Source organism: Burkholderia sp. BCC0398, assembly GCF_902833245.1.
Lineage (GTDB): Bacteria > Pseudomonadota > Gammaproteobacteria > Burkholderiales > Burkholderiaceae > Burkholderia > Burkholderia sola.
Genome location: NZ_CADFEM010000008.1, coordinates 133,809 through 157,212, shown reverse-complemented (window position 1 = coordinate 157,212; position 23,404 = coordinate 133,809). Strand labels below are relative to the sequence as shown.

Sequence of the window (23,404 nt, the reverse complement as noted above, 5' to 3'; positions counted from 1 at the left end):
CCGCTCAGTTGGTGAGCACCCCGAACGGCAGCGTCCACCCCGCCAGCCGGCCGCCGTCGCCCCAGCGCCCATCGGTCGCACCGCACGGCAGCAGGATCGGCGCGGCCGCGCACTCGAGTGTCTCCTTCGGCGTGTGGCCGAATTCCGCCTTGAACAGCCGGTGGAAATACTTCTCGTCGGGAAAGCCGTGCGCCCACGCGATTTCCGCGATGCGCTGATGCCGGCGCTGCGGATCGCCGAGCACGTGATACGCGTGACGCAAGCGCCGCCGCGTGATCTGCCGCATCACGCCGCCCTCTTCCTTGAACAACTGATAGAGCCGCGCCCGCGATACGCCGATGTCGCGGCAGATCCGTTCGGGCGTCAGGTCCGGCTCCAGCAAATGCACGTCGATGTAGCGACGCACGCGGTCGACCAGCGCATGTTCGATCGGGCCGCGCGCGTCGTTCAATGCCTGCGCGGTCGGCGACACCGCCGCGGCCAGCAGCAACAGCATCGATTGCACGATGCTCGGCACGTCCTGCATGCGAAGGTTCGGCAGGTTCTGGAACAGCGACAGCATCTGATCGGCGACCAGCCGGCCCACGCCGCTCGTCAGCGTCTGGCCGTGCATCTGCGCCGCATGGCTCGGCAGCAGGTAGCGGGGCACGACGAGGCTGATCACGTCGCCGGCCTCGACCTTGCAGTCGTTGATCTGCGCGACGTCGTAGACGAACAGGTCGCCGGCGCCCTTGATCAATTCGGGGCCGCCGGTATGGCTCGCGAGCCGACCGCCGAGCAGCAACGTGAAGCGGATCGAATCCTGCCCGTCGAGCCGGATCCGCCGGGGGGTGCGGCGAACCGTATAGGTCGGCGCGCGCGAGTGCCAGTGCCGGCCCGACAAGATCAGCGGGCCGAGCGCCGCGCCGCTGGCTTCCGCGTCGCACGGGCCGTGGCCGCCGTCGTCGTCGAGGCGATAGTCGCACAGCATGTCCTTGACCCAGACGTGGAACCGGTCCGGCTCGGGGTAGTCGATCGTGCGGAACTTGAAAACAGGGACAAATGCAGCTTGATCCATGACAGTTTTTTTATCGAACCGGCGGGCAGGAAAGAATCGGTTCGTCGATTATCGGACCAAATTGCGCGGGCGCAAGGCCCACGCGATGCATCGTGCCCCTAAGCGATCGACCGACGCCCGATGGCGGGCGCGGTCGTCATCGCGGCCATCAGCGTTGCGGATGGCATTCCCAGTTGTTGTACGTCGGCCGATCGATCGGCGTGAGCCCCGGAATCATGAACACCGTACAGCCGAAACGCCGCCCCTTGCCGGTCGTCGCGTCGTAACTCACCTTCTGGCCGCCGAGCCCGTCCTTCTTCCCGTACTGGACGTTGGCGATCGTGATCTCGTCCGACGACGCGAGCCCGAGCGTCTTCGCGGTCGACGTCTGCACGTCGACCATGTTCATCTGCGTCGAGCCGCACGCGGCGAGCACGAGGCCGGCGACCGTGACGCCCAGCGCGGTCCGTACGGTGCAATGCAAGGTTTGCTTCATGGTTTCTCCTTCGATTTCCCAATGCGAGGCGCTTACGTGCCCGGCGTATAAAAGCTGGCCTGGATCTGGCTGCCGATCGTCGCGACGTACGATTGCCAGAGCAGCGCCATCGCTCCCGTCGCGTTGACGGCCAGCGCGGGCCACGACGCGCTCTGCGGCGCCACCGTCGACGCGCTCCACGCGCCCTTCCGGTAGCTGGCCGCGACGACGGCCGACGCACCCGGCAAACCGGTGTCCTGCCACGCGGCCGTCACGTTGCCGCCCGCATCGACCACGAGCGGCGGGTACTGGAGTGCCGCGCCGTTCAGGTGTTCGGTCAGCCGCTGCAACGGCCCCCAGTTGCCGCTGGCATCGGACACGCTCACCTGCAGCGCCGCGCCGCCTTCCGCCCACATCGCGGCGGCCACGCCGTTCTCGTTGACGGCGAGCATCGGCGTCGCGATGAAACCGGTCGGCTCGACGATGGCGGGCGCGACGGGTTGCGACGGCTGCCACCCGGTGCCGGACACGTAGCGTTGCGACATCGTGGTGGTGGTGAGCTTCCCGCCCGTCACGTCGAGCTGCCCCCAGAGCAGCGTGATGTTGCCCTTCGCGTCCATGCCGGCCACCGGCGAGATGATCGTCGTGAACAGGCTCGTGTTCGATACGGCCTGATTGACGTCGGTCCAGCCGTTGGCCGGGTCGTACGTGGCCGTCCACAGCGCCGAGTGCGTATGGTTGGTCTGCCGCCACGCGAGCACGGCTCGGCCGGACGACAGCACCGAGATCATCGGCCCCACGTTGTCGGTGTCGCCGGTCACCGCGCCCGGCCCGGTCTGCACCGGCATCTGGATCAGCGCCGTCGGCGACCACTGTCCGGACTGCGTGTAGCGCGTCCATGCGATACGCGTATCGAGCAGGCTGATCGACTGCGTCCACGCGACGAGCGCGTTGCCCTGGCCGTCGATGCCGGCCGAATAGGTCGACCCCGTCACGTCCGGCGCGACTTCGAACGCCGCGCCCCAGCCGCCGGCCGGGCTGTACGGGCGTGCCCACAGCGCATACGTGTTCGGGCCCGGCATCCATTCGGTCCAGAACGCGACGGCCTGCCCGCTCGCGTTGCCGACCACGCGCGACGGGCTCGAGCTCGTCGTGTTCATCGAATGCGAGCCGTCGCCCGTGTCGAGCCGCGTCGCGGTTCCCCAGCCCGAGCCAGCGGCATAGCGCGCGCCCCACATCTCGTTGCCGTTCGCGCCGGTCGGGCCGTTGGTCATCCACGTGGCGAGCGCATTGCCGCTCGCGTCGAGCGTCACGCTCGGGGCGCCCTCCGGCCCCTTGCCGTCCACCGCGGCGGCCGTCGACCAGCCGGCCTGCGGCTGCGTGGCGCCGCCGCCGGTCGGGCCGCCTGTCGACCCGCCGCCGGGCGACGTCGAGCCGGACGGCGAACCGGGATTCGTCGGCGTCGACGACGACGCGCCGCCGTTCGTCGCGACATCGTCGCCGCCGCATGCGGTCAGTGCGAGCGCGGCCGCCATGACCATCCATGTAATGGGTTTCATCGGAATCCTCTTGTTTTCATTTTTCGGCGTACTCTCGTCTGCCGTTGGGCGGATACGACGCATCGTTTCGCCCGTACAATCGTTAAGCAATGCTATTGAACAGGCATGGAAACCGGCATCTTCCCGTGTCCATTTCATGAACGCTTCCGTCGTGCGGATCAACGCGAACGCCGCTTTCGGCAGCCCTCCCCCGTCGTGCAGCGCGGCCCCGTCAGGTCGTCCATCGTCGGACGTCCGCCACTGCCGGCTGCATCTTAATTCAAGCGATCCGGATTCAAGGTGGCGTTGCGTCCACACTGAGTGGATTTCCGTTTCGCGGGCGCCGGCCCCCGGCGCGGCTGGCAGGCCGGCACACTGCCGGACATGACGGCCCGTGAGGTACGATACGCGCCGGGGCAACGCGCCCCCTGAGAGAACCGGCCGTCGCGGCCCCCTACCCGACACAAGAAAAATGCCAAGAAACCCGACGCTGAACCGAAACCTGTTCGCCGCGCTGGCGGCCAGCCTGCTGTGGATGCCGGCCGCCCATGCGAGCGGAGACGACGGCTGCTACGTGCCGAACACGCTCCGGCAGACGTCCTACTCGTGCGGCAACGTACCGATGCTGACGCCCGCCAACGACACGCGCATCAACGCGATGCTGATGATGGTCGACAGCACCAAGGTCGCGCAGGCGTTTCCCGACCCGAAGACCATCCCCGCGAAAGAGCGGATCGACCGGATCATCGTGCCGTTCCCGATGGACTTCTCCGGATGGATCGACATCGGCCAGAAGGCGCCCGACAAGACCGGCGGCGGGGTGGATGCCGATGCGTCGTCGAACCGGTACGCGGACGGCGAAGGCAGCATCTGCCGCAGCATGAGCGCGGGCGCGGACGCGTTCAACGATGCACTGGGCGGCGCCGGCGGCCTGCCCGCCGACGAAGCCGCGCGCCTGCGCGCGGCGCGCGCCGACATCGCGCAGAAGACCTGTGCCGCGGGCGGCGCGAGTGCCGCGTGGACGAAGCCGCCGGTCAAGTCGCCGCTCGGCCAGCAGTTCGCCGCGTACCTCGACGGCACGAACGCGTTCTACCGCGCCGACTTCCTCACCGCGACCCGCGCGTTCGCGAACGCCTCGCACAGCGCGGACCCGTGGCTGAAGGAAACTGGCCTGTACATGGCCGGGCGCGCGCAGTTGAACGCCGCGCAAGCCAACGCATTCGACAACGACAGCCCGACGCCGACGCGCGCGCGCGTGACGAAGGTATCGCTCGACGCGGCGAACACGGTGTTCCAGACCTACCTGAAGATATATCCGAAGGGGCGCTATGCGGTGTCCGCGAGCGGGCTGTTGCGACGGGTCGCGTGGCTCGGCGGCAATGTCACGCAGCAGGCGGACCTGTACGGCCATGCGCTCGCGCGCTGGTCGCCGGCGACGTCGAACGTGCCGCTGATGCAACTGGCGAACGAACTCGACAGCAAGCTGCTGTTCGGCCCGGAATTCGACGCGCGCCAGATCCAGTCGCCGACCGTGCTCGCCACCGTCGACCTGCAGCGCATGCGCACGTCGGACAGCACCGATGCGAGCCGCAAGCCGATGACGCTGGACGAGCTCCAGGCGCAGAAGCCGCGCTTCGCGAACGCGCCCGCGCTGTACGACTACCTGCTCGCGACCTGGTACGTGCAGCTCGGGCACAAGCCGGACGCCGCCCTCGACCTGTTGCCGCAGACGCCCGCCGCGCCGCTCGACTACTTCGGGCTGAGCCAGCAGGCGCTGCGCGGGTTCGCGCTGGAGGACAGCGGCCAGAACGACAAGGCCCGCCAGCTGTGGCGCGACCTGATCCCGCTCGCGACGTTCCGCTTCCAGCGCGAAATGCTCGAACTCGCGCTCGCGATCAACCTGGAGCAGGCCGGGCTCGTCAACGACGCGTTCGCCGACGATTCGCCCGTGCAGAACGCCGCGATCCGCGGGGTGCTGCTGCAGCGCACGGCCAATGCCGACCTGCTGCGCGCGCAGGCGCAGAATCAGGCGACCACCGGCGCGCTGCGCAGCACCGCGCTGTACACGTTGCTGTACAAGGAGCTCACGCGTTCGCACTACGCGGACTTCCTCGCCGATACCGCGCTGGTGCCCGGCACGCCCACCGATCCGGTGAAGCCGTTCGTCGCGGCCGGCGCGAAAAACGAAGACGGCTACACGTGCCTGTCGGCGCGCGACATCGCCGCGACGCTGCAGCAGAATCCCGCCGATCCGAAAGGGCTGAACTGCCTCGCCGATTTCGTGCGGCTGCATCCGCCCATGTCCGGCCTCGAAAGCGATCCGGTGCCGCTGTGGATCCGCAACGCGTCGAATACGGCCGCCACGCGCGTGCCGCCGACGCTCGGCGCGACGCCGTCGCAGTTCGCGGGCAAGCCGTACGAGCGGATGTCGAGCTACGTGACGGTGATGGCCGATACGCAGGCGAACCCGAACGACCGCGCGTACGCGTTCTATCGCGCGATCAAGTGCTATGCACCGGGCGGCTCCAACGAATGCGGCGGCAAGGACGTGCCGAAGAGCACGCGCAAGCGCTGGTTCGACACGCTGAAGACCGCCTATCCGGGCAGCCCGTGGGCGCAGAAGCTCCGCTACTACTGGTAAGCGCCGCATGAAGCGCATCGCGTGCGTCGCGCTGCTGCTGGCCGCGCGCGTCGCGCTCGGCGGCACCGTCGACGCCGCGCGGTACGACGCGTTCTGGCTGTGGGCGGGCGTGAAGCCGCAGGCGGTCGTGCGCGGTGCGCGCATCGTCTACGTGCTGCAAGGACAGATCGAAGCGTCGCCGCAAGACGAGTCGCAGGTGCGCGTGATCGCGCAGGGCGTCGCGCTGCCGCCCGCGCCCGATGCGCGCGTGTGGCTCGTCTATCGGGCGCATACGCTGCGCTGGACGCCGCGCGTCACGCAGATCATGCTCGCGCAGCTCGCACGCTGGCGTGCGTCGGGTCGCACGATCGCCGGCATCCAGATCGACTTCGATGCCGGCACGCGTCATCTTCAGGATTACCTCGCGTTCCTGCGCACGTTGCGCGATACGTTGCCCGCCGATTGCCGGCTCAGCATCACGGGGCTGCTCGACTGGAGCAGCCGCATCGATACCGACCAGGTCAACCAGCTCAAGGGGATCGTCGACGAGGTGGTCGTGCAGACCTACCAGGGCCGCCGCACGATTCCCGACTATGCGGCGTACCTGCCGCGCGTCGCGCGGCTGCAACTGCCGTTTCGGATCGGCGTGATCCAGGGCGGCGAATGGGATGCGCCGCCGTATCTCGCGTCGAATCCGTGGTTTCGCGGTTATGTCGTATTCCTGCGCAACGGTTAGCGGGTGAAAACACGGCGCGGGCGATCGCAGCCGCGGCCGGATCGCCCGCCTTCAATCACGGCGCCGCCCGCCGCAGCGGGCCGGCGCCGCCATCCTTACGCCCGCACGAACGCGAGCAGATCGGCGTTGAGCACGTCGGCGTTGACCGTCAGCATCCCGTGCGAATAGCCCGGGTACGTCTTCAGCGTGCCGTTCTTCAGCAGCTTGATCGACTTCAGCGCGGCATCCGCGATCGGCACGATCTGGTCGTCCTCGCCATGCAGCACGAGCGTCGGAACGGAGATCGACTTCAGGTCGTCGGTCTGATCCGTTTCCGAAAACGCCTTGATGCCGTCGTAATGCGCCTTCGCGCTGCCTTCCATCCCCTGCCGCCACCAGTTGCGGATCACGCCCTGATGCACGGTTGCACCTTCGCGGTTGAACCCGTAGAACGGACCGCTCGGCACGTCGAGGAAGAACTGCGCGCGATTGTCGGCGAGCGCTTTGCGGAAGCCGTCGAACACCTCGAGCGGCAGGCCTTCGGGGTTCGATTCGGTTTTCAGCATCAGCGGCGGCACCGCGCTGACCAGTACGGCCTTCGCGACGCGGCCGGCCGGCTCGCCGTGCTTCGCGACGTAGCGCGCCACTTCGCCGCCGCCGGTCGAGTGACCGATATGCACCGCATTGCGCAGGTCGAGCGCCTCGACGACCGCGAATGCATCCGCCGCGTAATGATCCATGTCGTGACCGTCCGACACCTGCGCCGAGCGGCCATGGCCGCGCCGGTCGTGCGCGATCACGCGATAGCCGTTCTGGACGAAGAACAGCAGTTGCGCGTCCCAGTCGTCGCTGGACAGCGGCCAGCCGTGGTGGAACACGATGGGCTGCGCATCTTTCGGGCCCCAGTCCTTGTAGAAAATCTCGACGTTGTCCTTCGTGGTGACGTACGGCATCGCGGTGCTCCTGTGAGGTGGATGAACGTGGCGAACGGGCCGCCGTCATTATCGGCTTTATTGTGAAATCGCGACGCCATCGTGCAATGCGATGGCCGATCATTCACCGGCAGGAAACGAACGACGCAGCGCGTCAGCCGTCCGTCGACACCGTCACGGCTTCCCACGCGCGGATTTCGTCGTCCAGCGCCGCCAGCTTGTCGCGCACGAGCCGCAGCGCATCGCTGCCGAGCAGCAGATGCGCGGGCGGATGGTCCGCTGCCATCACGGCGAGCATCGCCCGCGCGGCCTTCGCGGGATCGCCCGGCTGCTTGCCGCTTTTTTCCTCGCGCGCGCGGCGGATCGGGTCGAACAGCGCATCGTAGTCGGCGATCGAGCGCGGCGTGCGCGCCATCGAGCGGCCGGCCCAGTCGGTGCGGAACGAACCCGGCGCGACGGCCGTCACCGCGATGCCGAACGGCTCGAGCTCCTTGCCGACGGTCTCGGAAATACCCTCCAGCGCGAACTTGCTGCCGCAGTAGTACGCGATGCCCGGCATCGTGATGTACCCGCCCATCGACGTGATGTTCAGGATGCGGCCGCGCCGGCGCTCGCGCATGAACGGCACGACGGCCTTCATCATCGCGACCGCGCCGAACACGTTCACGTCGAACTGCCGCCGCATCGCGTCGAGCGGCGACTCCTCCATGATCCCTTCGTGCCCGTAACCGGCGTTGTTCACCAGCACGTCGACGGGCCCGACGTTCGCCTCGATGTCCGCGACGACGCCGTCGATGCGCTCGAAATCGGTCACGTCGAGCACGCGCGCGACGGCCGCCTGCGCGGACAGCGCTTCGAACGCGCGCGCCGCCTGCTCGCTGCGTACCGTGCCGACCACCGTGTGACCGGCGGCCAGCGCTTCCTGGGCCAGCGCGCGGCCGAAACCGCTGCTGACGCCGGTAATGAGCATGAGGTTGCCGGATGCCATGCGAGCTTCTCCCGAATGTGGATTGAAGCGTGCATACTAGTCTGACGAACGACGCCGAATAAGCCCGATTCCGCTGATTTTCTTGCACAAAACTATGAGCACAGTGCCCGCCTCCGCCCGACCTCCATTGCTGTCGCCGCGTGACCGAAAGCGCCTGGTGACGCTGCTGCGCGCGCTGGCGCCCGACGAGGGCTACAACCTGACCGCGCTGCCGAGCGTGCGCGTCCTGCGCTCGAACCGCGCGCTGTCGCGCACGCCGGTGCTGTACGACCCGGGCATCGTGATCGTGTGCCAGGGATCGAAGCGCGGCTACTTCGGCGGCGAGCGCTATCTGTACGACGAACACCATTACCTGGCCGTGTCCGTGCCCGTCCCGTTCAGCATGGAGACCGACGCGACGCCCGAGCGCCCGCTGCTCGCGCTGTACCTGCACCTCGATTTCACGCTGGCCGCCGAACTCGCCGCGCAGATCGACCGGGCCGGCGTCGCGGAAACCGTGCAGGCGCCGAAGAGCATGATGTCGACGCCGATGGACGAAGCGATGCACGCATCGGTGCTGCGTTTCGTCGACGCGATGCAGCGGCCGCTCGACGCCGCGGTGCTCGGCCCGGCGCTGCTTCGCGAGTTGTATTTCCGCGTGCTGACCGGCGCGCAGGGCAACGCGATGCGCAGCGCGCTGGCGATGCGCGGGCAATTCGGCCGGATCGGCCGATCGTTGCGGATGATCCACGCCGATTACGCGCGGCCGCTCGACGTGTCGCAACTGGCCGACGCAGCCGGCATGAGCGTGCCGAGCTTTCACAGTCACTTCAAGGCGATCACGCAGGTGTCGCCGATGCAGTACCTGAAGTCGACGCGCCTGCATCAGGCGCGATTATTGATGGTGCGCCAGGACCTGACGGCGGAGGCGGCCGGCTACGCGGTCGGCTACACGAGCCCGTCGCAGTTCAGCCGGGAGTTCAAGCGCCTGTTCGGTTCGACGCCGGCGAAGGAAGCGCAGCGCATGCGCGCGAGCTTCGCGATCCCGGAAGCGTTCGACGATGCGGTGTTCGTGTCGTCGCATTGATGCCATTCACGTGCGCTGAACGCCGACCGCGACGCACGCGTTCATCGCGCGGCATCGAGCGCGAGGCCGGCCAGCGACTTCAGGATGAACGCGGTCACTCCCCAGATGTCCTGCGGCTGATCCGCCCAATACCAGCCGCCGGCACGTTCGCCGTCCGCGTATTGCCGCGGCAGATCCGGATTCAGCAGCGCGGCGAACGGGAACTCGAAAATTTCCTCGACTTCGGCCGGCGCGGCCGCCCACGCGGCGGCTTCCGGCACGATGCCGACCACCGGAAAGATCGCGTGATTCCGCTTTCGGGTCTTGTGAATCGGCAGGCTGCCGATCACGCGCACCGCAGCGGGATCGAGGCCGATTTCCTCGAATGACTCGCGCAATGCGGTCGCGCCGATGCTCGCGTCGGACTCGGTCGGGCGGCCGCCCGGGAAGCTCACGTGCGACGAATATTCGCTGAGCCCCGACGATCGTTTGGTGAGCAGGATCGTCGGCTCGCGCCGCGCGACGATCGGGACCAGCACGGCGGAGAATTTCCACTGGCGGTCGTTGTCCGTGAGGTAAAGCCGCGCCGTCGGCCACTCCGTATCGGCGGGAATCCGGAGCGCTTCCACGCCGCGCACGATCGTTTCCAGCGCGGTGTACGGTGAATCGGTAGGCGCGTCGCGGGGATGCAGGACGCCTTCGTCGGATGTCATGTCTTCCTCCTGCATGCGTGAAAGTCGGGGTCGCACGCGATTGCTCATCGCACCCCTTCGAACGTGATCGTCTGTTCCGGCGCAAAAACCGACTGCCGCTGCCGGCTCGCCGTCAGCGAATCGGTGCACATCGATCATGCATGAAAACCGGACGGCACGTGTGCCGCCACCTTCGTCGAATCATGCAGGCACAATGGCGTACGGCATGCCCTTCCCGGCTGCGATCCATACGAAATGCCCATGCCCCCCTACACCTTCCGCCTGCTGAACGTCTTCGCCGAATCGACGTTCGGCGGCAATCCGCTTTGCGTGTTCGACGATGCGCGCGGCATGGACGACGCGACCATGCAGGCGCTCGCCGTGCAGTTCAACCTGTCGGAGACGACCTTCGTGCTGCCGTCCGAGCGGGCGCATGCACGCGTGCGCATCTTCACGCCCGGCTACGAGATGGCGTTCGCGGGCCATCCGACGCTCGGCACCGCGCACGTCGTGCGCGAGCGGCTCAACGCAGGCGATGCGCTGACGCTGGAATTCAAGGCCGGCGTCGTCGACGTCACCGCGCGCGACGACGTGTGGACCTTCATCGCGCCGCACGCCGGCATGCCGAACACGGCGCCGTGCACGTTGTCCGATGCGCGGATCGCGGCGCTGCTCGGGCTCGCCGAGGACGACCTGCTCGCGCCGCCGCTGTGGGTCGACACCGGCGCCGACCAGTTGCTGGTCGCGCTCAAGGACCCGGCCGCCGTGCGACGCGCGCAGCCTGACAGCGCGCATCTCGACATCTGGCCGCGAAGCAGCCTCGGCCGGAAGACCGCCTATGTGTTCGCGTTCGACGCCGAACGGCCGGGGACAGTCGTGTCCCGCTACTTCTTCGTGAAGCAGGGCGGCGGCGTATCGGAAGATCCGGGCACCGGATCGGCCTGTGCGAACCTGGGCGGCTGGTTGCTTGCCGCCAGTCACGATCTGCCGGCCGCGTTTCGGGTCGAGCAAGGCGAAGCCGTCGGCCGGCCTTGCGTGCTGCGGTTGTCGGTCGATGCGGCGGGCAAAATCGGCGTCGGCGGGCGCGTGATCGAAATCGGGCGCGGCACGATCAACATGTGACCGACACGCGCGCGCCAGCGCCGACGGTCATCGCGCGCCCACCCGCCACACCGTCACTTCGTGCAGCGTGTCGCCCGGCTTGAGCACCGTCGACGGGAAGGCCGGACGATTCGGCGAATCGGGAAAATGCTCGGCTTCCAGCGCGAACGCATCGGTTTGCCGGTAGGCGGTCCCGCCCTTGCCCGCGACGCTGCCGTTCAACCCGTTGGCCGTATAGAACTGCAGCCCCGGCTGCGTCGTGTACAGCTCGAGGAAACGCCCGGACGCCGGGTCGTAGGCGCGCGCGGCAAACGCCGGCGCCGGCTGGCCGCCCTGGTCCAGCACCCAGTTCTGGTCGTAGCCATGCGCGATCGCCAACTGCGGATACGCATCGCGCAAATGCGCGCCGATCGGCGTCAACTGGCGCAGATCCATCGGCGTGCCCGCGACGCTCGTCAGTTGTCCGGTCGGAATCGACGTATCGTCGGTCGGCGTGAAACGCGAGGCGGCGATCTCGATCAGTTGCCGCTCGACGCTGCCGCCGGCGTGCCCCGCCAGATTGAAGTAGCTGTGGTTGGTCAGGTTGACGACCGTGTCCTTGTCGGTCGTCGCGCGGTAGTCGATGCGGATCTGGTCGTCGCGGGTCAGCGTGTAGGTCACGTCCGTCGTCAACGTGCCGGGGAAGCCGTTCTCGCCGTCGGGGCTCACGTAGCGCAGCGTGACGCTCGAACCGGCCGCGTCGCTGTGCGTGCCGGTGACCTTCCACACCTTCGCGTCGAAACTGTCGGGGCCGCCGTGCAGCGTGTTCGGCCCGTCGTTGACCGGCAGCGTCCACGTCTTGCCGTCGAGCGCGAAACGCCCGCCCGCGATGCGGTTCGCATACCGGCCGATCAGCGCGCCGAAATGGATGTTGCCGTTGTGCGCTTCGTAGTCGCGCAGCGAATCGAAGCCGAGCACGATGTCGGCAACGTGGCCGGTGCGGTCCGGCACGTCGAGCGCGGTCACGATGCCGCCGTACGTGATCACTTTCAGCGTCACGCCGTGCCGGTTCGCGAGCGTGTACTGGCTCACCGCCTGCCCGCTCGCGGTCGTCCCGTAATCGGCGCGGCTGATCGACACGTCGGCTGCCGCCAATGCGATGGCGGCATGCAAGCCGAACGTTGCGAACACACCTATCGCGAGCATCGATTGTCGCGGCCAGTGTCGTTTCATGAAAACCTCCGAAGTGATGCGGCCCGTGCTCGCATGCAAGTCGCATGCCTGCACGTCGCCGCGTGTGTCATGCCGCGCGCCCCGCCTCCGTCGTATCGCGACGCTCACGTATGGTCCGCGCGCCACCGGCGTGGCGTGACACCGGTCAATCGCGCAAAGGTTCGCGAGAAATGGCTCTGATCGGCGAAGCCGCACGCAACGGCGATCATGCTCAACGGCACGTTCGGGTTGCGCATCCATTCCTTCGCCCGTTCGACGCGCTGCACGACGAGCCAGCGATGCGGCGGCAGCCCGGTCGTTCGATGAAACGCCTTGACGAAATGGCTGCGGGACAGCCCGCACGCGCTCGCGACGTCGGCCAGCCCGATGTTGCCGTCGAGGTGCGCGAGCAACAGCTCCTGCGCACGGCGCGCCTGCGACGGCGTGAGCTTGCCGTCCGACCTTTCCCGCCGTTCGCCGACGCCGCCGTAACGGTGCGCGACGTGTGCCTGAAACGCCAGCCCCACGTGATCGATGAAGATCTGCGATGCTTCGCCCGGCCGGGCCAGCGCCGGCAGTAGCGACTGGCCGAGCGCGTGGATGATCGAGTCGTGGGTGCTCAGATGCGGCGGCAGGTAAAGCTGCGGCCGCTGCCGGCCGCCGAGGTCGTCGACCGTTTCCTCGAGCGTGTGGCGCGGCAGGTGGAAATGCAGGCAATCGAACGCGCCCTTGAGGTCGGCCACCCAGCGACGGTCGAGATCGTAGATCGACACGGTTCCCGCGTCATACGGGACGAACGGCGCGGGGCGGCCATCGAGCCACAGATCCTGTTCGCCGAACGGACGCAACTGCAATACGATGAGATCCGTATTCTCGAGTTCGTAGGGTGCGGTCAGCCCCATGTTCCGGCGCAAGCTCTGGAGTCGGACGATACCGATTTGCCCGTGCGGCAACGCTTGCGTGACGACGGTCTGCCTGACGTCGGCCGGGAGGAAATCGGACGGTGCGGTATCCGGCTGAGGGGCGCTCATGGGGCGATGCGGGTCGCGAATGACGATACCCGCCACTCTAGCAAATCGCGGCGACGCACGCTGCTCATGCCGCCCCGGCGCTGGTATGATGCGCCAGCCACCTCTACCGGAATCCGCGATGAAGCTGTCATTCGAAGCGCTCGAAGCCCTGGACGCGATCGACCGCACCGGAACCTTTGCCGAAGCCGCGGAACTGCTGCATCGCGTGCCGTCCGCGCTGACCTATCTGGTGCAGAAACTCGAAAGCGATCTCGGCGTGGCGCTGTTCGACCGCAGCGGACGCCGCGCGAAGCTCACGCATGCGGGACGCATCGTCGTCGAGGAGGGCCGGCGCCTGCTGCGCGCGGCCGAGCAACTCGAAATGAAGGCGCTGCGTGCGCAACAGGGCTGGGAAACGGAAGTGCGTGTCTGTATCGACGAAATTCTGCCGTTCGATGCGCTGTGGCCGTACGTGCACCGGTTCTACGCGCTCGGGATGGACACGCGGCTGCGTTTGTCGACCGAAGTGCTCGGCGGCGCGTGGGATGCGCTGATTTCGCGTCGGGCCGATCTCGTCGTCGGCGCGGCGGGCGAACCGCCGGAATTGCCGGGCATCGTCGCGCGGCCGATCGGCTCGCTGAAGCACGTGTTCGCGGTCGCGCCGACCCATCCGCTCGCATCGATGCCCGAACCGCTGGCGATGGCGTCGGTCGTCCGGTATCGCGGCGCGGTGATCAGCGATACGTCGCGCGAATTGCAGCCGCAGTCGGTCGCGATCGATGCGGGCCAGCCGACCCTCGCGGTCCCGACGCTGGCCGCGAAACTCGAAGCGCAATGCGAAGGGCTCGCGGTCGGCACGCTGCCGGAATGCATCGCGGCGCGCGCGATCGCCGACGGCAAGCTCGTCGCGCGGCAGGTGACGGGCATGCGCGACACCACGCACTGCTATCTCGCGTGGCGCGGCGACGAGGCCGGCCGCGCGCTGCACTGGTGGGTCGAGCAACTCGACCAGCCCGATCTCGTCGAACGTTTCACGACGCCGGACTGACGCGCGCGTTCACGGCCCGGCGGCACGGCGGGGTCGCGCGCGCGGCCGCCTCGTCGATGGCTGACGGCTCGGCAGCGCGCGCGTCATCCAGCGCCCCGGCACGGCGCCACGCGCCGTGAAAAAAAAGCGCATGCCGATCCCCCCCGCTGCCGGCCCCTCGCGGCCCACCCCGGCGTCAGCCGAGCGAATCGTGCAGCCGCTTCATTTCCTTTTCGAGCCAGCCGATCAGGCTGAACCCCGCGTGCGCCTTCTCGACCGGCGGAATCATCATCCGTTCCTCGGTCGCGATATGGTCGGTGAGCGACTCGCACATCAGCCTGCCGAGCGCCGGCTTCCGGCCGATCAGCGCCGACAGATCCTCGCTGCGAAGCTGATGCACGGTCATCGCGGTCACCGCGTGGACGGTCGCGTGAAGCCGCGTGCCGGCGAGCACGACCGACTGCCCGATCGCATCGCCCGGCGCCATCCGCCGGACTTCGACGTCGCCGGACGCGCCCGGCACGAACACCGCCGCGACACCCGATTCGACGATCGTCAGCACGCGCGACTCCGAATTCGACGCATAGATCACGTCGCCCTTGCCGAACGAACGCGAGACCAGCGCATCGGCCAGCACGGCCAGATCGTCGTCGTCGACGCGCGCGAACAGTTCGACCGCGCGCAACAGCAGCAGCCGACGCGATACCGGATCCGCTTGCGACGTCGACGACGATGCGGACACCGGCGCCGGCCCCACGAGCGGCCGCCACGCGACGCCCGCCGCGGCCAGGTGCCGATGCGCGAGATCGTAGAGCGCGTTGCGCACGGTCGTTTTCTTCTGCAGCGCGTCGACGTAGCAGACGAGTTCGTACTGGATCGCGTTCGCGCGGAACGCCTTCACGACGGCGATCGGCGCGGGGCGCGCGAGCACGTCGAGCGAACTCGCCGCGGCCCGCTCCAGTGCGCCGACGGCGACGGCCGGCCGCACCGCGGGATCGAGGTCGAGCACGAGCGTGACGCCGTGCAGGCCGGCCGGCTCGCTCAGGTTCACGATGGTGGCGCGCGCCGCCGAGCTGTTCGGCACGACGACCAGGTTGCCGAGGTTGTCGATCAGCTTCGTCGAACGCCAGTTGCTCTCGACGATCCGCCCTTCGAGCTCGCCGATCGACACCGTATCGTCGAGCCTGAACGGTTGCGTGGTGTTCAGCACGAGCCCGGAGAACACGTCGTTCAGCGTGTTCTGGAGCGCGAGACCGAGGATCACCGCGACCGCGCCGGAGGTCGCGACCAGACCGCTCAACGGCAGGCCGAGCACGTAGCCCAGCGCGGCCACCGCGGCCGCGCCGAACACGATGCCCGCGGCGATGTCGTGAAAGAGCCGCTGGCTGTGCCACGCACGCGGCAGCAGCAGATGATTGAGCAGCAGGCTGAACACGATCGCGCACTGGAGCCACCACGCGATGCACACGGCCTGGACCACGATCCGGTCGAGCCCGCCGAGCGACGCGGGAACGGCGAGCGGGCTGACGCCGGTCGCGAACAGCACCGCGCTCAGCGCGGCGAACGCCGCGCAGCGCCGGATCGCGCGAACCACGGGGCGATCGCGCGCGAACAGCCGCCACGCGGCGAGATCGGCGAGCACGATCGGCGCACCGTAGATCGCCGTATCGGAGAAATTCAACATGTCGGAGCGCCAGCGCGGCGCGCGAAAAGGGCGAAGCGGCAGCACGCAGCTCGCCGCGGGAACGGCATCGTCAGGCACATCGCGTGCTGCCCGCCGACGCGCGGGCTGCGGCTAGTCACGCCGACGCACGATGCCCGGCAACGGCAACACATAGCGGCCGGCGCCCGCGATCGCGATCGTGCCGAACAGGATCAGCAGCATCCACGCGAACTGCGCGTCGCGCAGCGGCCAGTCCGGATGGACGAACACCAGCGCGACGAGCGTGACGACCATCACCGGCAGCGCCGCCAGCCGCGGGTACAGACCGACGATCATGAAGATCGGGCACACGACCTCCGCGAAGATCGCGAACAGGATCGACAGCGTGCGGCCGAGATGGAACGGATCTTCGATGGCCGCGGCTTCGGCCGTGTAATGGACGATCTTCGGCAAGCCGTGCACCACGAGCAGCAGCACGCTGGCGGCGACACGCAGGAACAGCAGGCCGAGGTCGGTCGCGTGACGGGAAAGGTCGGAAGGATCAGGTTTCATGCGCCGGTTCGTCGATTGAGCGGGATGCGCGGCGACGTGCACCCCGGGGCGTTTCGCCGCGCCGGCGTTCAGTGATGTCGCGCGATGTCGGCGAGCGCGCGGGGTCGGCGCGCACGCGTGCCGACGGAGTGCGGGCGCCCTCCGTCCACGCAATCTACGCGTGCCGCCTGCCGCCGTCCTGTAACCGGGCTGAATCGTTCTGAAGCATCGGAGACGCGCGACGAACCCGGCGTCACGACTCGCGCGTCGGCCGCTCGGCCTCGGCCGCATCGAATCCGAGCGCATGCACCTCCGACCACGCATCGTGCACGACCTGTGTCGACCCTGCGGTATGCGCGAGCGCGGCCGCATACGCGGCCAGCAACCGCACGCGCGCATCGTCGGACACCGGGGTCGCGTCCGCGTCGCGCATCGCATCGAGCGCGACGCGCGCCCGCTCGCGGCATTCGTCGACGAGCGACAGATCAAACAGGCAAGGCACCGCGACGGCCGCGAGCGCGGTGCCGAGCGCCGCGTCGCCCTGTGCCGAAAACGCCCAGTCGAGCGCGGCCCGCAGATTGCCGAGCTCGCGCCGCACCGCATCGAGCCGGGTCGTGCTGCCGGCCTCGCTGCCCGGCTCGCCGCCACCGTGGGCCGCGCGCCGGAACAACGCGAGGAAGTAGGTCGCATGCGCGCGCGCGGCAGCCGCCCCTTCGCCGTGACTGTCGAGCTGCTGTTGCGCGTAGGCGCGCGTGGTCGTCAGCAGCCGGTAGCGCGGTGCGCCGTGTGCGGTCTCGAGGATCAGCAGCGACTTCGACACGAGGCCGGCGATCGTATCGAGCAGGTCGGCGCCGGCCAGCCCGTTAGCGCCGACGACCTCGCGCACGGCCTCGATCGAGAAGCCGTCGCGAAACACGCCGAGCCATCGCAGCAGCAGGCGCTCGGCGTCGCCGAGCAACCGGTAGCTCCAGTCGACCATCGCCTGCAGCGTCTGATGGCGCGGCAACGCGGTGCGAAAACCGCCGGTCAGCAGCCGAAAGTGATCGTCGAGATGGGCGGCCAGCACGTCGATGCCCAGCACGGCGGCGCGGGCCGCGGCCAGTTCGATCGCGAGCGGCAGGCCGTCGAGGCGGCGGCAGACCGACGCCATCAACGACAGGCTGCGCGCATCGAGCGGAAAACGCGGATCGGCCGCGCGCGCACGCGCCGCGAACAACTGCACCGCGCTCGCGCTCATCGCCTCGCGATCGCCGGCCCCTTCGTCGGGCACGTCGAGCGGCGGCACCGGGCACACGCGCTCGCCGTGGATGCGCAGCGATTCCCGGCTCGTCGCGAGCACGCACAGCCCGTCGTCCGCATCGGTGAGCGCGCTCGCGATCTGCGCGGCGGCGTCGAGCAGGTGCTCGCAATTGTCGAGCACGAGCAGCATCCGCCGACGCGCGACGCTGGCGAGCACCGCTTCGAGCGTCAGCGAGCCGATCGGCTGCGTGATGCCGAACGCGCCGGCGAGCGCGTCGGGCACGAAGCGGGGACACGCGACGGTGGCGAGCGAAACGAATACGGTGCCTTCCGGAAAACGTGCGGCGGCGCGCGCCGCCGCTTCGATCGCGACCCGCGTCTTGCCGATGCCGCCCGCGCCGACCAGCGTCACGACGCGCGCGCCCTGCAGCGCGGTCAGCACGTCGGCGACCGTCTGTTCGCGGCCGAACAACGCGCTCGGCGCGGCGGACGGCCGCCCCATCGCGGGACGCACGGGCGCGTCGCCGTCGTCCTGCCCGACGACCAGACGATAGCCGCGGCCGGGCACCGTCACGATCAGGTTCCGGTCGCCGGCCAGCGCCTTGCGCAGCGAAGCGATGTGCACCTGCAGGTTGTTTTCCTCGACGACGGTGTGCGGCCATACGCGCTGCATGATGTCGTCTTTCGATACCAGCGCACCGTCCGCCCGAATCAACAGCTCGAGAATTTCGAATGCGCGGCTGCCGATGCGCAGCAGCTTGCCGTTCGAACGAATTTCACGTCTGTCGAGAAAAACGTGAAGTGTTCCAATCCGGATCATGAGAATTTCTTGAGGGTGACATTCAACGGCGCCCCACTGAAATCGGGGGCCGGTTCGGCATCAATGCTACGGTATTTGCATGGTCGAATGATTCAAATTATCAGAATGAACGACACGAATTTTTTGAAATGACGAACAATGCCGTCGGGAAACGCTGCTTTTCGCCCCCGCACCGACATGCGGCAGGGTCACGCACGTTTCATGTGCAAATCGTGGATGCGCCGATAAATGCGATTTCGTTATATCAGACGAAATGATTTTCGCTCGGCGCAATGCGGCGCATTTTCGTTTTGATTGACCGGCCGGTTTATTTCAGACGCCTCTATTGTGGCCGCCGAATATCCGTCGGCTCGTTTGCCCGCGTTTGCGCGCGATTCGCCGCAGGCCGGGCCGGCCTGCGGCGCCGGCTCAGGCCTGCGCGAACGCCAGCAGTTCGTCGTTCAGCCTGGCCGCGTGCGTCAGGTAGAGCGCGTGCGGGCCGCCTTCGTAGACGCTCAGCGTCGCATGCGGGACGCGCTTCGCGGTGGCGGCGCCGGTCAGCGCGAGCGGCGCCGTCTGGTCGTCGTCGCCGTGAATCACGAGCGTCGGCACGTCGAACCGTTGCAGGTCGGCGCGGAAATCGGTTTCGGAAAACGCGCGGACGCAATCGAGCGTGCCCTTCAGCCCGCCCTGCAGCGCCATGACCGACGTCCACCCCAGCGCCGCCCGCGACACCGTCGAGCCGCCGCGGTTCGAGCCGGTAAAGAGCGGCCAGAAGCCGTCGAAAAACGCCGCGCGATCGGCCACGATGCCCGCGCGGATGCCGTCGAATACCGCGACGTCCACGCCTTCCGGATGATCGTCGCGGCGCGCGACGAGCGGCGTCACCGAGCCGATCAGCACCGCCTTCGCGATTCGGCGCGTGCCGTGCCGGCCGATGTAGCGCGCGACCTCCCCACCGCCCATCGAAAAGCCGACGAGCGTCACGTCATGCAGGTCGAGCGTGTCGAGCAGCGTCGCGAGATCGTCGGCCAGCGTGTCGTAGTCGTATCCGCTCCACGGTTGACCGGACCGCCCGAAGCCGCGCCGGTCGTACGCGATGCAGCGCAGGCCGTGCGACGCGAGATGATGCATCTGCACGTCCCACATGTCGGCGTTCAGCGGCCAGCCGTGAATGAACACGACCGGGCGGCCGCTGCCCCAGTCCTTGTAGTGAATCGACACGCCGTCGCGGGTGGTGAACGTGCTCATGAGGGTTCCTTGCGGGTAGGGAAGCCGCGGACGCGGCCGAAGCGTGCGGCGCGGCGCGTCATGCCCGGGACTGCCGGGCGACGAACTGCTCGAGCGCCGTCGCGAGAACCATCTCACGGCAGTTCGCGGGGCGTTTCTCGCCGCGCCACTGGGGTTTGTAGATCGCGTCGCCGATCCGGATCGGCTGCCCGGTGAGCGCGCAGCGTGCCAGCCTGCGCGCCTTCGCGCAGATCCAGCGTTGTTCGTCGTAGCGGCAGCGGGTCGGATCGCTCCACGACACCAGCATCGACGAATCGGTCTGCCGCTCGACGGCGACGATCGCGCTGCGGCGGCGCACGTCGCCGCTCGACGGCACCGGCGCATCGTCCCGATGCGGGCGACGCGCGCCGTCCGTGTCCCGCGTGCGCGGCATCGGCAGCATCCGGACGCCCGCGACGGGCATCGGTCCGAGCGACGTGATCATGTGCTCCCAGCGATTGAAGGCGTCCATGGCGGCATATCCAGGCAGGTGACGGGCGGCGCGGGCCCTGCCGGCCCGTTCGCGTGGCGCGCAACGTGTGGCGGTGACCCGATGTTGACGATAGCCGCCGCGCGCTGAAGAGTCCCGGTCCCGCGCTTAATTTTTCTGCAATGCGGCAAATTCGCGCGCGGCGCCGCGGCGTTCAAGAAAATTCAGCCGGATTTCAGTACGGCGCGCACCGCATCGGGATACGCTCCCGACGGCATTCGTTCGTCCGCGCGCGCCAGTCGCCGCGCGGCGGCGCACGCCGGACGGCTGCCGGGCGGGATGGCCGCGGCCGGCCGCCACCGATCCACCATCCCGTGCGGCCTCGCCGCCGCATACCCCAGGAGTCCAGATGCATCCCGAACCGACCGATGCCGTTGCGTCGGCCCGCCGCCGCGACATGCTGCTCGCCGGCGCGACGGCCGTTGCCGCAGCCGCGCTGCCCGCGATGGCCGCCGCCGCCGGCACGCCGTCCCACAGCCCCTCTTCAGCCCATGCAGGCGCGCAGACGATGAACACCATCACCACCAAGGACGGCACGCAGATCTACTTCAAGGACTGGGGCAGCGGCCGCCCGGTCGTGTTCTCGCACGGCTGGCCGCTGTGCGCGGACGCGTGGGATGCGCAGATGCTGTTCCTCGTGCAGCGCGGCTATCGCGTGATCGCGCACGACCGCCGCGGCCACGGTCGCTCCAGCCAGCCGTCGCGCGGCAACGACATGAACACGTACGCGGACGATCTCGCCGCGCTGCTCGATGCGCTCGACGTGCGCGAAGCCACGCTTGTCGGCCACTCCACCGGCGGCGGCGAAGTCGCGCGCTATATCGGCCGTCACGGCACGAAGCGCGTGGCGAAGGCCGTGCTGATCGGCGCGGTGCCGCCGCAGATGGTGAAATCGCCGACCAATCCGGGCGGCCTGCCGATGGACGTGTTCGACGGCATCCGCAAGAACGTCGCGGAGAACCGTTCGCAGTTCTACAAGGATCTCGCGGTGCCGTTCTTCGGCTTCAATCGCCCGAACGCGAAGGTGTCGCAGGGCACGATCGACGCGTTCTGGTCGCAGGGGATGATGGGCGGCATTCACGGCCAGTATCTGTGCGTGAAGGAGTTCTCCGAAGTCGACTACACCGAGGACCTGAAGAAGTTCGACGTGCCGACGCTCGTGCTGCACGGCGACGACGACCAGATCGTGCCGATCGACGATTCGGCGCGGCTGTCGTCGAAAATCGTCAAGCACGCGGTGCTGAAGGTGATCGAGGGCGGCGCGCACGGGATGTGCGTCGTGAACGCCGATCGCATCAACGCCGAGCTGCTCGCGTTCCTGCAGGCGTAAGCGCGCCGTCCGCCGCGGCGGCGCGCATGCCGCCGCGACGGACGCCGCACACGTGCCGTTCAGGACTTTTCAGGAAATTTCAGATCGCGCGGCGCCGCGCTCACGGCGCCCGCACCGGGCGCAGCAGGATGCCGAGCAGCGCGCCGGCGAGCGCGAACGCCATCGCCACGCGGAAGTTGTCGGCCAGCGCGAGCGTCGTGGCCTGCACGCGCACCGCGCGATCGACGAGCGCGTAGGTCGCCTGGTTGCCGGTCGCGAACGTGGCGCCATGCGCGACCAGCGACGCCGCGCCGGCCCGCAGCCGTTCGAGCGTTTCCGGATCCGACAGCGACACATGCAGACCGACGAGATTCGAATGGGTAGCCTCCCTGATCCGCTGAATCACCGCGATCGACGTCGTGCCGAGCTGCCCGCTCAGCAGGCGCGTCGTCTGCACGACCGCGCCGAACGTCAGCGCATGCTCGGCCGTCACGTGCCGGCCGAAGAACACGATGACCGACGTGAGCGCCATCGTCTGGCCGAGCGCCTGCAGCAATTGCGACGGAATGAAATCGGGCTCGGCCCACACCGGCGTGAGCCGCGAGCCGAGCGCGAACGCAATCGCCACCATCGCGAAGCCGGCGACGATCAGCCGGCGCGGGTCGACACGCTGCAGCAACAGCGCGACGCACGGCGCGAACAGCAGTTGCGGAATCGCGATCCAGCGCAGCGTATCGCCGATCTGCAGCGGGCGCAGCCCGTAGGTGCTGGCCAGGAACAGCGACGGGATGAAGCTCGTGTTGAGCACGGTGAAGCGCACGAGGCCGACGAGCACGATCAGCAGCGCGATATTGGGCCGCGCCAGGTAGCCGAGATCGATGCCCGCGCGCGGCGACGCGAGTTCGTGGATCAGGAACGCGGCGATCATCAGGATGCCGGCGGCCAGCAGCGCGACGATCAGCGGCGACTGCAGCCAGAACAGCCGCTCGCCCTGGTCGAGCGCGATGCACAGGCACGCGAACCCGCCCGCGCCGAGCAGCATCCCGCGCGCGTCGATGCCGGACGCGAAGCGCTTGATCGGCTCGTCGGGGAGCGACAGCATCAGGCACGCGATGAACGGCACGGTCAGCGCCGCGTTCTGCCAGAACAGCCAGCGCCAGCTCAGGTGTTCGCTGTACCAGCCTTCGAGCGTGGCCGACAGGTTCAGCGACATCTCCAGATTCATCGCATACGCGGCGATGCCGAACGGAATCAGCCGCGGCGGCAGCGTGCGCACGACGAAGCCGATCGTCAGCGGCACGAACACGCCGGACGCGAGCCCCGCGATCGCCTGGCACACGATGAACGCGCCGAATTGCGTGCAGAGCGGCAGCACGGTTTCCGCGCCGAGAAACACCACGGCGCCCGCGACCAGCACGCGGCGCGTGCCGAACATGAAGGCCGCCGCGATCGCGAGCGGCCCGACGAACATCTGCGATGCGGTAAACGCGGTGTTGATCCACGCGCCTTCGTCGAAGCCGACGCCCAGCGCGCCACGAACGTCGGCCAGCCCGAGCGACGTGATGCGCGACGTCAGCGTCGCGATGATCGCGCCGAGCAGCACGGCCGCGATCGCGGCGATCGACCGAAACGTCGGAATGTCGGAGGCCGGCCCTGCGGCCGGCGCCGGCATGGCACTGCCGGTGGCGAACGTCGTGTTCATCGTCGAGCGGCTCCCGCCTGTCAAGCTGGCGC

At 68.5% G+C, this 23,404-nt stretch carries 20 protein-coding genes; 6 read left to right on the top strand and 14 right to left on the bottom strand.

Annotated features, from left to right (window positions below):
• Positions 1-4: 4 nt before the first annotated feature.
• From HWX76_RS18985 to HWX76_RS18975, 3 genes are all read right to left on the bottom strand, one after another.
• On the bottom strand, positions 5-1,057 hold the full coding sequence (locus HWX76_RS18985; RefSeq protein WP_176016175.1) for an AraC family transcriptional regulator: 1,053 nt from the start codon (positions 1,055-1,057) through the stop codon (positions 5-7).
• 148 nt (positions 1,058-1,205) lie between these two features.
• Complete coding sequence (locus tag HWX76_RS18980) at positions 1,206-1,532, bottom strand: hypothetical protein (RefSeq protein ID WP_124557104.1); 327 nt, start codon at positions 1,530-1,532, stop codon at positions 1,206-1,208.
• A gap of 32 nt (positions 1,533-1,564) precedes the next feature.
• Positions 1,565-3,070 (bottom strand): hypothetical protein, encoded by a 1,506-nt coding sequence (locus HWX76_RS18975; protein WP_050014155.1) that lies wholly within the window; start codon positions 3,068-3,070, stop codon positions 1,565-1,567.
• Positions 3,071-3,521: 451 nt separating this feature from the next.
• Between HWX76_RS18975 and HWX76_RS18970 the strand changes: the two genes are divergently transcribed.
• Positions 3,522-5,690 carry a hypothetical protein gene (locus HWX76_RS18970; RefSeq protein WP_176016174.1) on the top strand — a complete coding sequence of 723 codons (2,169 nt, stop codon included), beginning with the start codon at positions 3,522-3,524 and terminating at the stop codon, positions 5,688-5,690.
• 7 nt (positions 5,691-5,697) lie between these two features.
• A complete protein-coding gene (locus tag HWX76_RS18965; RefSeq protein WP_050014153.1) occupies positions 5,698-6,405 on the top strand; it encodes a DUF3142 domain-containing protein in 708 nt (235 codons plus the stop codon).
• A 95-nt stretch (positions 6,406-6,500) separates the two neighbouring features.
• Here the strand turns inward: HWX76_RS18965 and HWX76_RS18960 are convergent, their stop codons facing one another.
• Positions 6,501-7,337: an alpha/beta hydrolase gene (locus HWX76_RS18960; RefSeq protein WP_050014152.1), complete on the bottom strand. Its 837-nt coding sequence runs from the start codon at positions 7,335-7,337 to the stop codon at positions 6,501-6,503.
• Between the two features lie 133 nt (positions 7,338-7,470).
• Entirely contained in the window at positions 7,471-8,304 is an 834-nt protein-coding gene (locus tag HWX76_RS18955) for an oxidoreductase (RefSeq protein ID WP_089490298.1), read from the bottom strand.
• 94 nt (positions 8,305-8,398) lie between these two features.
• Here HWX76_RS18955 and HWX76_RS18950 point away from each other — a divergent pair, with 94 nt between their 5' ends.
• A complete protein-coding gene (locus HWX76_RS18950) occupies positions 8,399-9,370 on the top strand; it encodes an AraC family transcriptional regulator (protein ID WP_050014150.1) in 972 nt (323 codons plus the stop codon).
• Between the two features lie 41 nt (positions 9,371-9,411).
• On the opposite strand, the gene HWX76_RS18945 is transcribed toward HWX76_RS18950, so the two are convergent.
• Complete coding sequence (locus HWX76_RS18945; protein WP_239469020.1) at positions 9,412-10,062, bottom strand: CoA pyrophosphatase; 651 nt, start codon at positions 10,060-10,062, stop codon at positions 9,412-9,414.
• A gap of 240 nt (positions 10,063-10,302) precedes the next feature.
• On the opposite strand from HWX76_RS18945, the gene HWX76_RS18940 reads away from it, so the two are divergent.
• Positions 10,303-11,163, top strand: coding sequence for a PhzF family phenazine biosynthesis protein (locus HWX76_RS18940; protein ID WP_089490296.1), 861 nt, complete (start codon positions 10,303-10,305; stop codon positions 11,161-11,163).
• Between the two features lie 27 nt (positions 11,164-11,190).
• On the opposite strand, the gene HWX76_RS18935 is transcribed toward HWX76_RS18940, so the two are convergent.
• Together HWX76_RS18935 and HWX76_RS18930 are read right to left on the bottom strand one after the other, a co-directional pair.
• On the bottom strand, positions 11,191-12,354 hold the full coding sequence (locus tag HWX76_RS18935; protein ID WP_089490295.1) for an aldose epimerase family protein: 1,164 nt from the start codon (positions 12,352-12,354) through the stop codon (positions 11,191-11,193).
• 104 nt (positions 12,355-12,458) lie between these two features.
• Positions 12,459-13,364 carry an AraC family transcriptional regulator gene (locus HWX76_RS18930; protein WP_050014147.1) on the bottom strand — a complete coding sequence of 302 codons (906 nt, stop codon included), beginning with the start codon at positions 13,362-13,364 and terminating at the stop codon, positions 12,459-12,461.
• A 118-nt stretch (positions 13,365-13,482) separates the two neighbouring features.
• Here HWX76_RS18930 and HWX76_RS18925 point away from each other — a divergent pair, with 118 nt between their 5' ends.
• Positions 13,483-14,391 (top strand): LysR family transcriptional regulator, encoded by a 909-nt coding sequence (locus HWX76_RS18925; RefSeq protein WP_089471125.1) that lies wholly within the window; start codon positions 13,483-13,485, stop codon positions 14,389-14,391.
• A 175-nt stretch (positions 14,392-14,566) separates the two neighbouring features.
• Here the strand turns inward: HWX76_RS18925 and HWX76_RS18920 are convergent, their stop codons facing one another.
• From HWX76_RS18920 to HWX76_RS18900, 5 genes are all read right to left on the bottom strand, one after another.
• Positions 14,567-16,054: a mechanosensitive ion channel family protein gene (locus HWX76_RS18920; RefSeq protein WP_050014145.1), complete on the bottom strand. Its 1,488-nt coding sequence runs from the start codon at positions 16,052-16,054 to the stop codon at positions 14,567-14,569.
• 111 nt (positions 16,055-16,165) lie between these two features.
• Positions 16,166-16,585: a DoxX family protein gene (locus HWX76_RS18915; protein ID WP_050014144.1), complete on the bottom strand. Its 420-nt coding sequence runs from the start codon at positions 16,583-16,585 to the stop codon at positions 16,166-16,168.
• Positions 16,586-16,817: 232 nt separating this feature from the next.
• Entirely contained in the window at positions 16,818-18,623 is a 1,806-nt protein-coding gene (locus HWX76_RS18910) for a winged helix-turn-helix domain-containing protein (RefSeq protein ID WP_089490293.1), read from the bottom strand.
• Positions 18,624-19,031: 408 nt separating this feature from the next.
• Positions 19,032-19,853, bottom strand: a complete 822-nt coding sequence (locus HWX76_RS18905) for an alpha/beta hydrolase (RefSeq protein WP_050014142.1) — start codon at positions 19,851-19,853, stop codon at positions 19,032-19,034.
• 58 nt (positions 19,854-19,911) lie between these two features.
• Positions 19,912-20,343, bottom strand: a complete 432-nt coding sequence (locus tag HWX76_RS18900) for a DUF3331 domain-containing protein (RefSeq protein ID WP_050014141.1) — start codon at positions 20,341-20,343, stop codon at positions 19,912-19,914.
• A 526-nt stretch (positions 20,344-20,869) separates the two neighbouring features.
• On the opposite strand from HWX76_RS18900, the gene HWX76_RS18895 reads away from it, so the two are divergent.
• Positions 20,870-21,691: an alpha/beta hydrolase gene (locus HWX76_RS18895; RefSeq protein WP_175978571.1), complete on the top strand. Its 822-nt coding sequence runs from the start codon at positions 20,870-20,872 to the stop codon at positions 21,689-21,691.
• A 100-nt stretch (positions 21,692-21,791) separates the two neighbouring features.
• Here HWX76_RS18895 and HWX76_RS18890 read toward each other — a convergent pair whose 3' ends face one another.
• A complete protein-coding gene (locus tag HWX76_RS18890) occupies positions 21,792-23,372 on the bottom strand; it encodes an MFS transporter (RefSeq protein WP_050014139.1) in 1,581 nt (526 codons plus the stop codon).
• Between the last annotated feature and the right edge of the window lie 32 nt (positions 23,373-23,404).

Coding starts and splice junctions, on each gene's coding strand:
- HWX76_RS18985 (WP_176016175.1), bottom strand. CDS start 1,057: ATGGATCAAGCTGCATTTGTCCCTGTTTTCAAGTTCCGCACGATCGAC.
- HWX76_RS18980 (WP_124557104.1), bottom strand. CDS start 1,532: ATGAAGCAAACCTTGCATTGCACCGTACGGACCGCGCTGGGCGTCACG.
- HWX76_RS18975 (WP_050014155.1), bottom strand. CDS start 3,070: ATGAAACCCATTACATGGATGGTCATGGCGGCCGCGCTCGCACTGACC.
- HWX76_RS18970 (WP_176016174.1), top strand. CDS start 3,522: ATGCCAAGAAACCCGACGCTGAACCGAAACCTGTTCGCCGCGCTGGCG.
- HWX76_RS18965 (WP_050014153.1), top strand. CDS start 5,698: ATGAAGCGCATCGCGTGCGTCGCGCTGCTGCTGGCCGCGCGCGTCGCG.
- HWX76_RS18960 (WP_050014152.1), bottom strand. CDS start 7,337: ATGCCGTACGTCACCACGAAGGACAACGTCGAGATTTTCTACAAGGAC.
- HWX76_RS18955 (WP_089490298.1), bottom strand. CDS start 8,304: ATGGCATCCGGCAACCTCATGCTCATTACCGGCGTCAGCAGCGGTTTC.
- HWX76_RS18950 (WP_050014150.1), top strand. CDS start 8,399: ATGAGCACAGTGCCCGCCTCCGCCCGACCTCCATTGCTGTCGCCGCGT.
- HWX76_RS18945 (WP_239469020.1), bottom strand. CDS start 10,062: ATGACATCCGACGAAGGCGTCCTGCATCCCCGCGACGCGCCTACCGAT.
- HWX76_RS18940 (WP_089490296.1), top strand. CDS start 10,303: ATGCCCCCCTACACCTTCCGCCTGCTGAACGTCTTCGCCGAATCGACG.
- HWX76_RS18935 (WP_089490295.1), bottom strand. CDS start 12,354: ATGAAACGACACTGGCCGCGACAATCGATGCTCGCGATAGGTGTGTTC.
- HWX76_RS18930 (WP_050014147.1), bottom strand. CDS start 13,364: ATGAGCGCCCCTCAGCCGGATACCGCACCGTCCGATTTCCTCCCGGCC.
- HWX76_RS18925 (WP_089471125.1), top strand. CDS start 13,483: ATGAAGCTGTCATTCGAAGCGCTCGAAGCCCTGGACGCGATCGACCGC.
- HWX76_RS18920 (WP_050014145.1), bottom strand. CDS start 16,054: ATGTTGAATTTCTCCGATACGGCGATCTACGGTGCGCCGATCGTGCTC.
- HWX76_RS18915 (WP_050014144.1), bottom strand. CDS start 16,585: ATGAAACCTGATCCTTCCGACCTTTCCCGTCACGCGACCGACCTCGGC.
- HWX76_RS18910 (WP_089490293.1), bottom strand. CDS start 18,623: ATGATCCGGATTGGAACACTTCACGTTTTTCTCGACAGACGTGAAATT.
- HWX76_RS18905 (WP_050014142.1), bottom strand. CDS start 19,853: ATGAGCACGTTCACCACCCGCGACGGCGTGTCGATTCACTACAAGGAC.
- HWX76_RS18900 (WP_050014141.1), bottom strand. CDS start 20,343: ATGGACGCCTTCAATCGCTGGGAGCACATGATCACGTCGCTCGGACCG.
- HWX76_RS18895 (WP_175978571.1), top strand. CDS start 20,870: ATGAACACCATCACCACCAAGGACGGCACGCAGATCTACTTCAAGGAC.
- HWX76_RS18890 (WP_050014139.1), bottom strand. CDS start 23,372: ATGAACACGACGTTCGCCACCGGCAGTGCCATGCCGGCGCCGGCCGCA.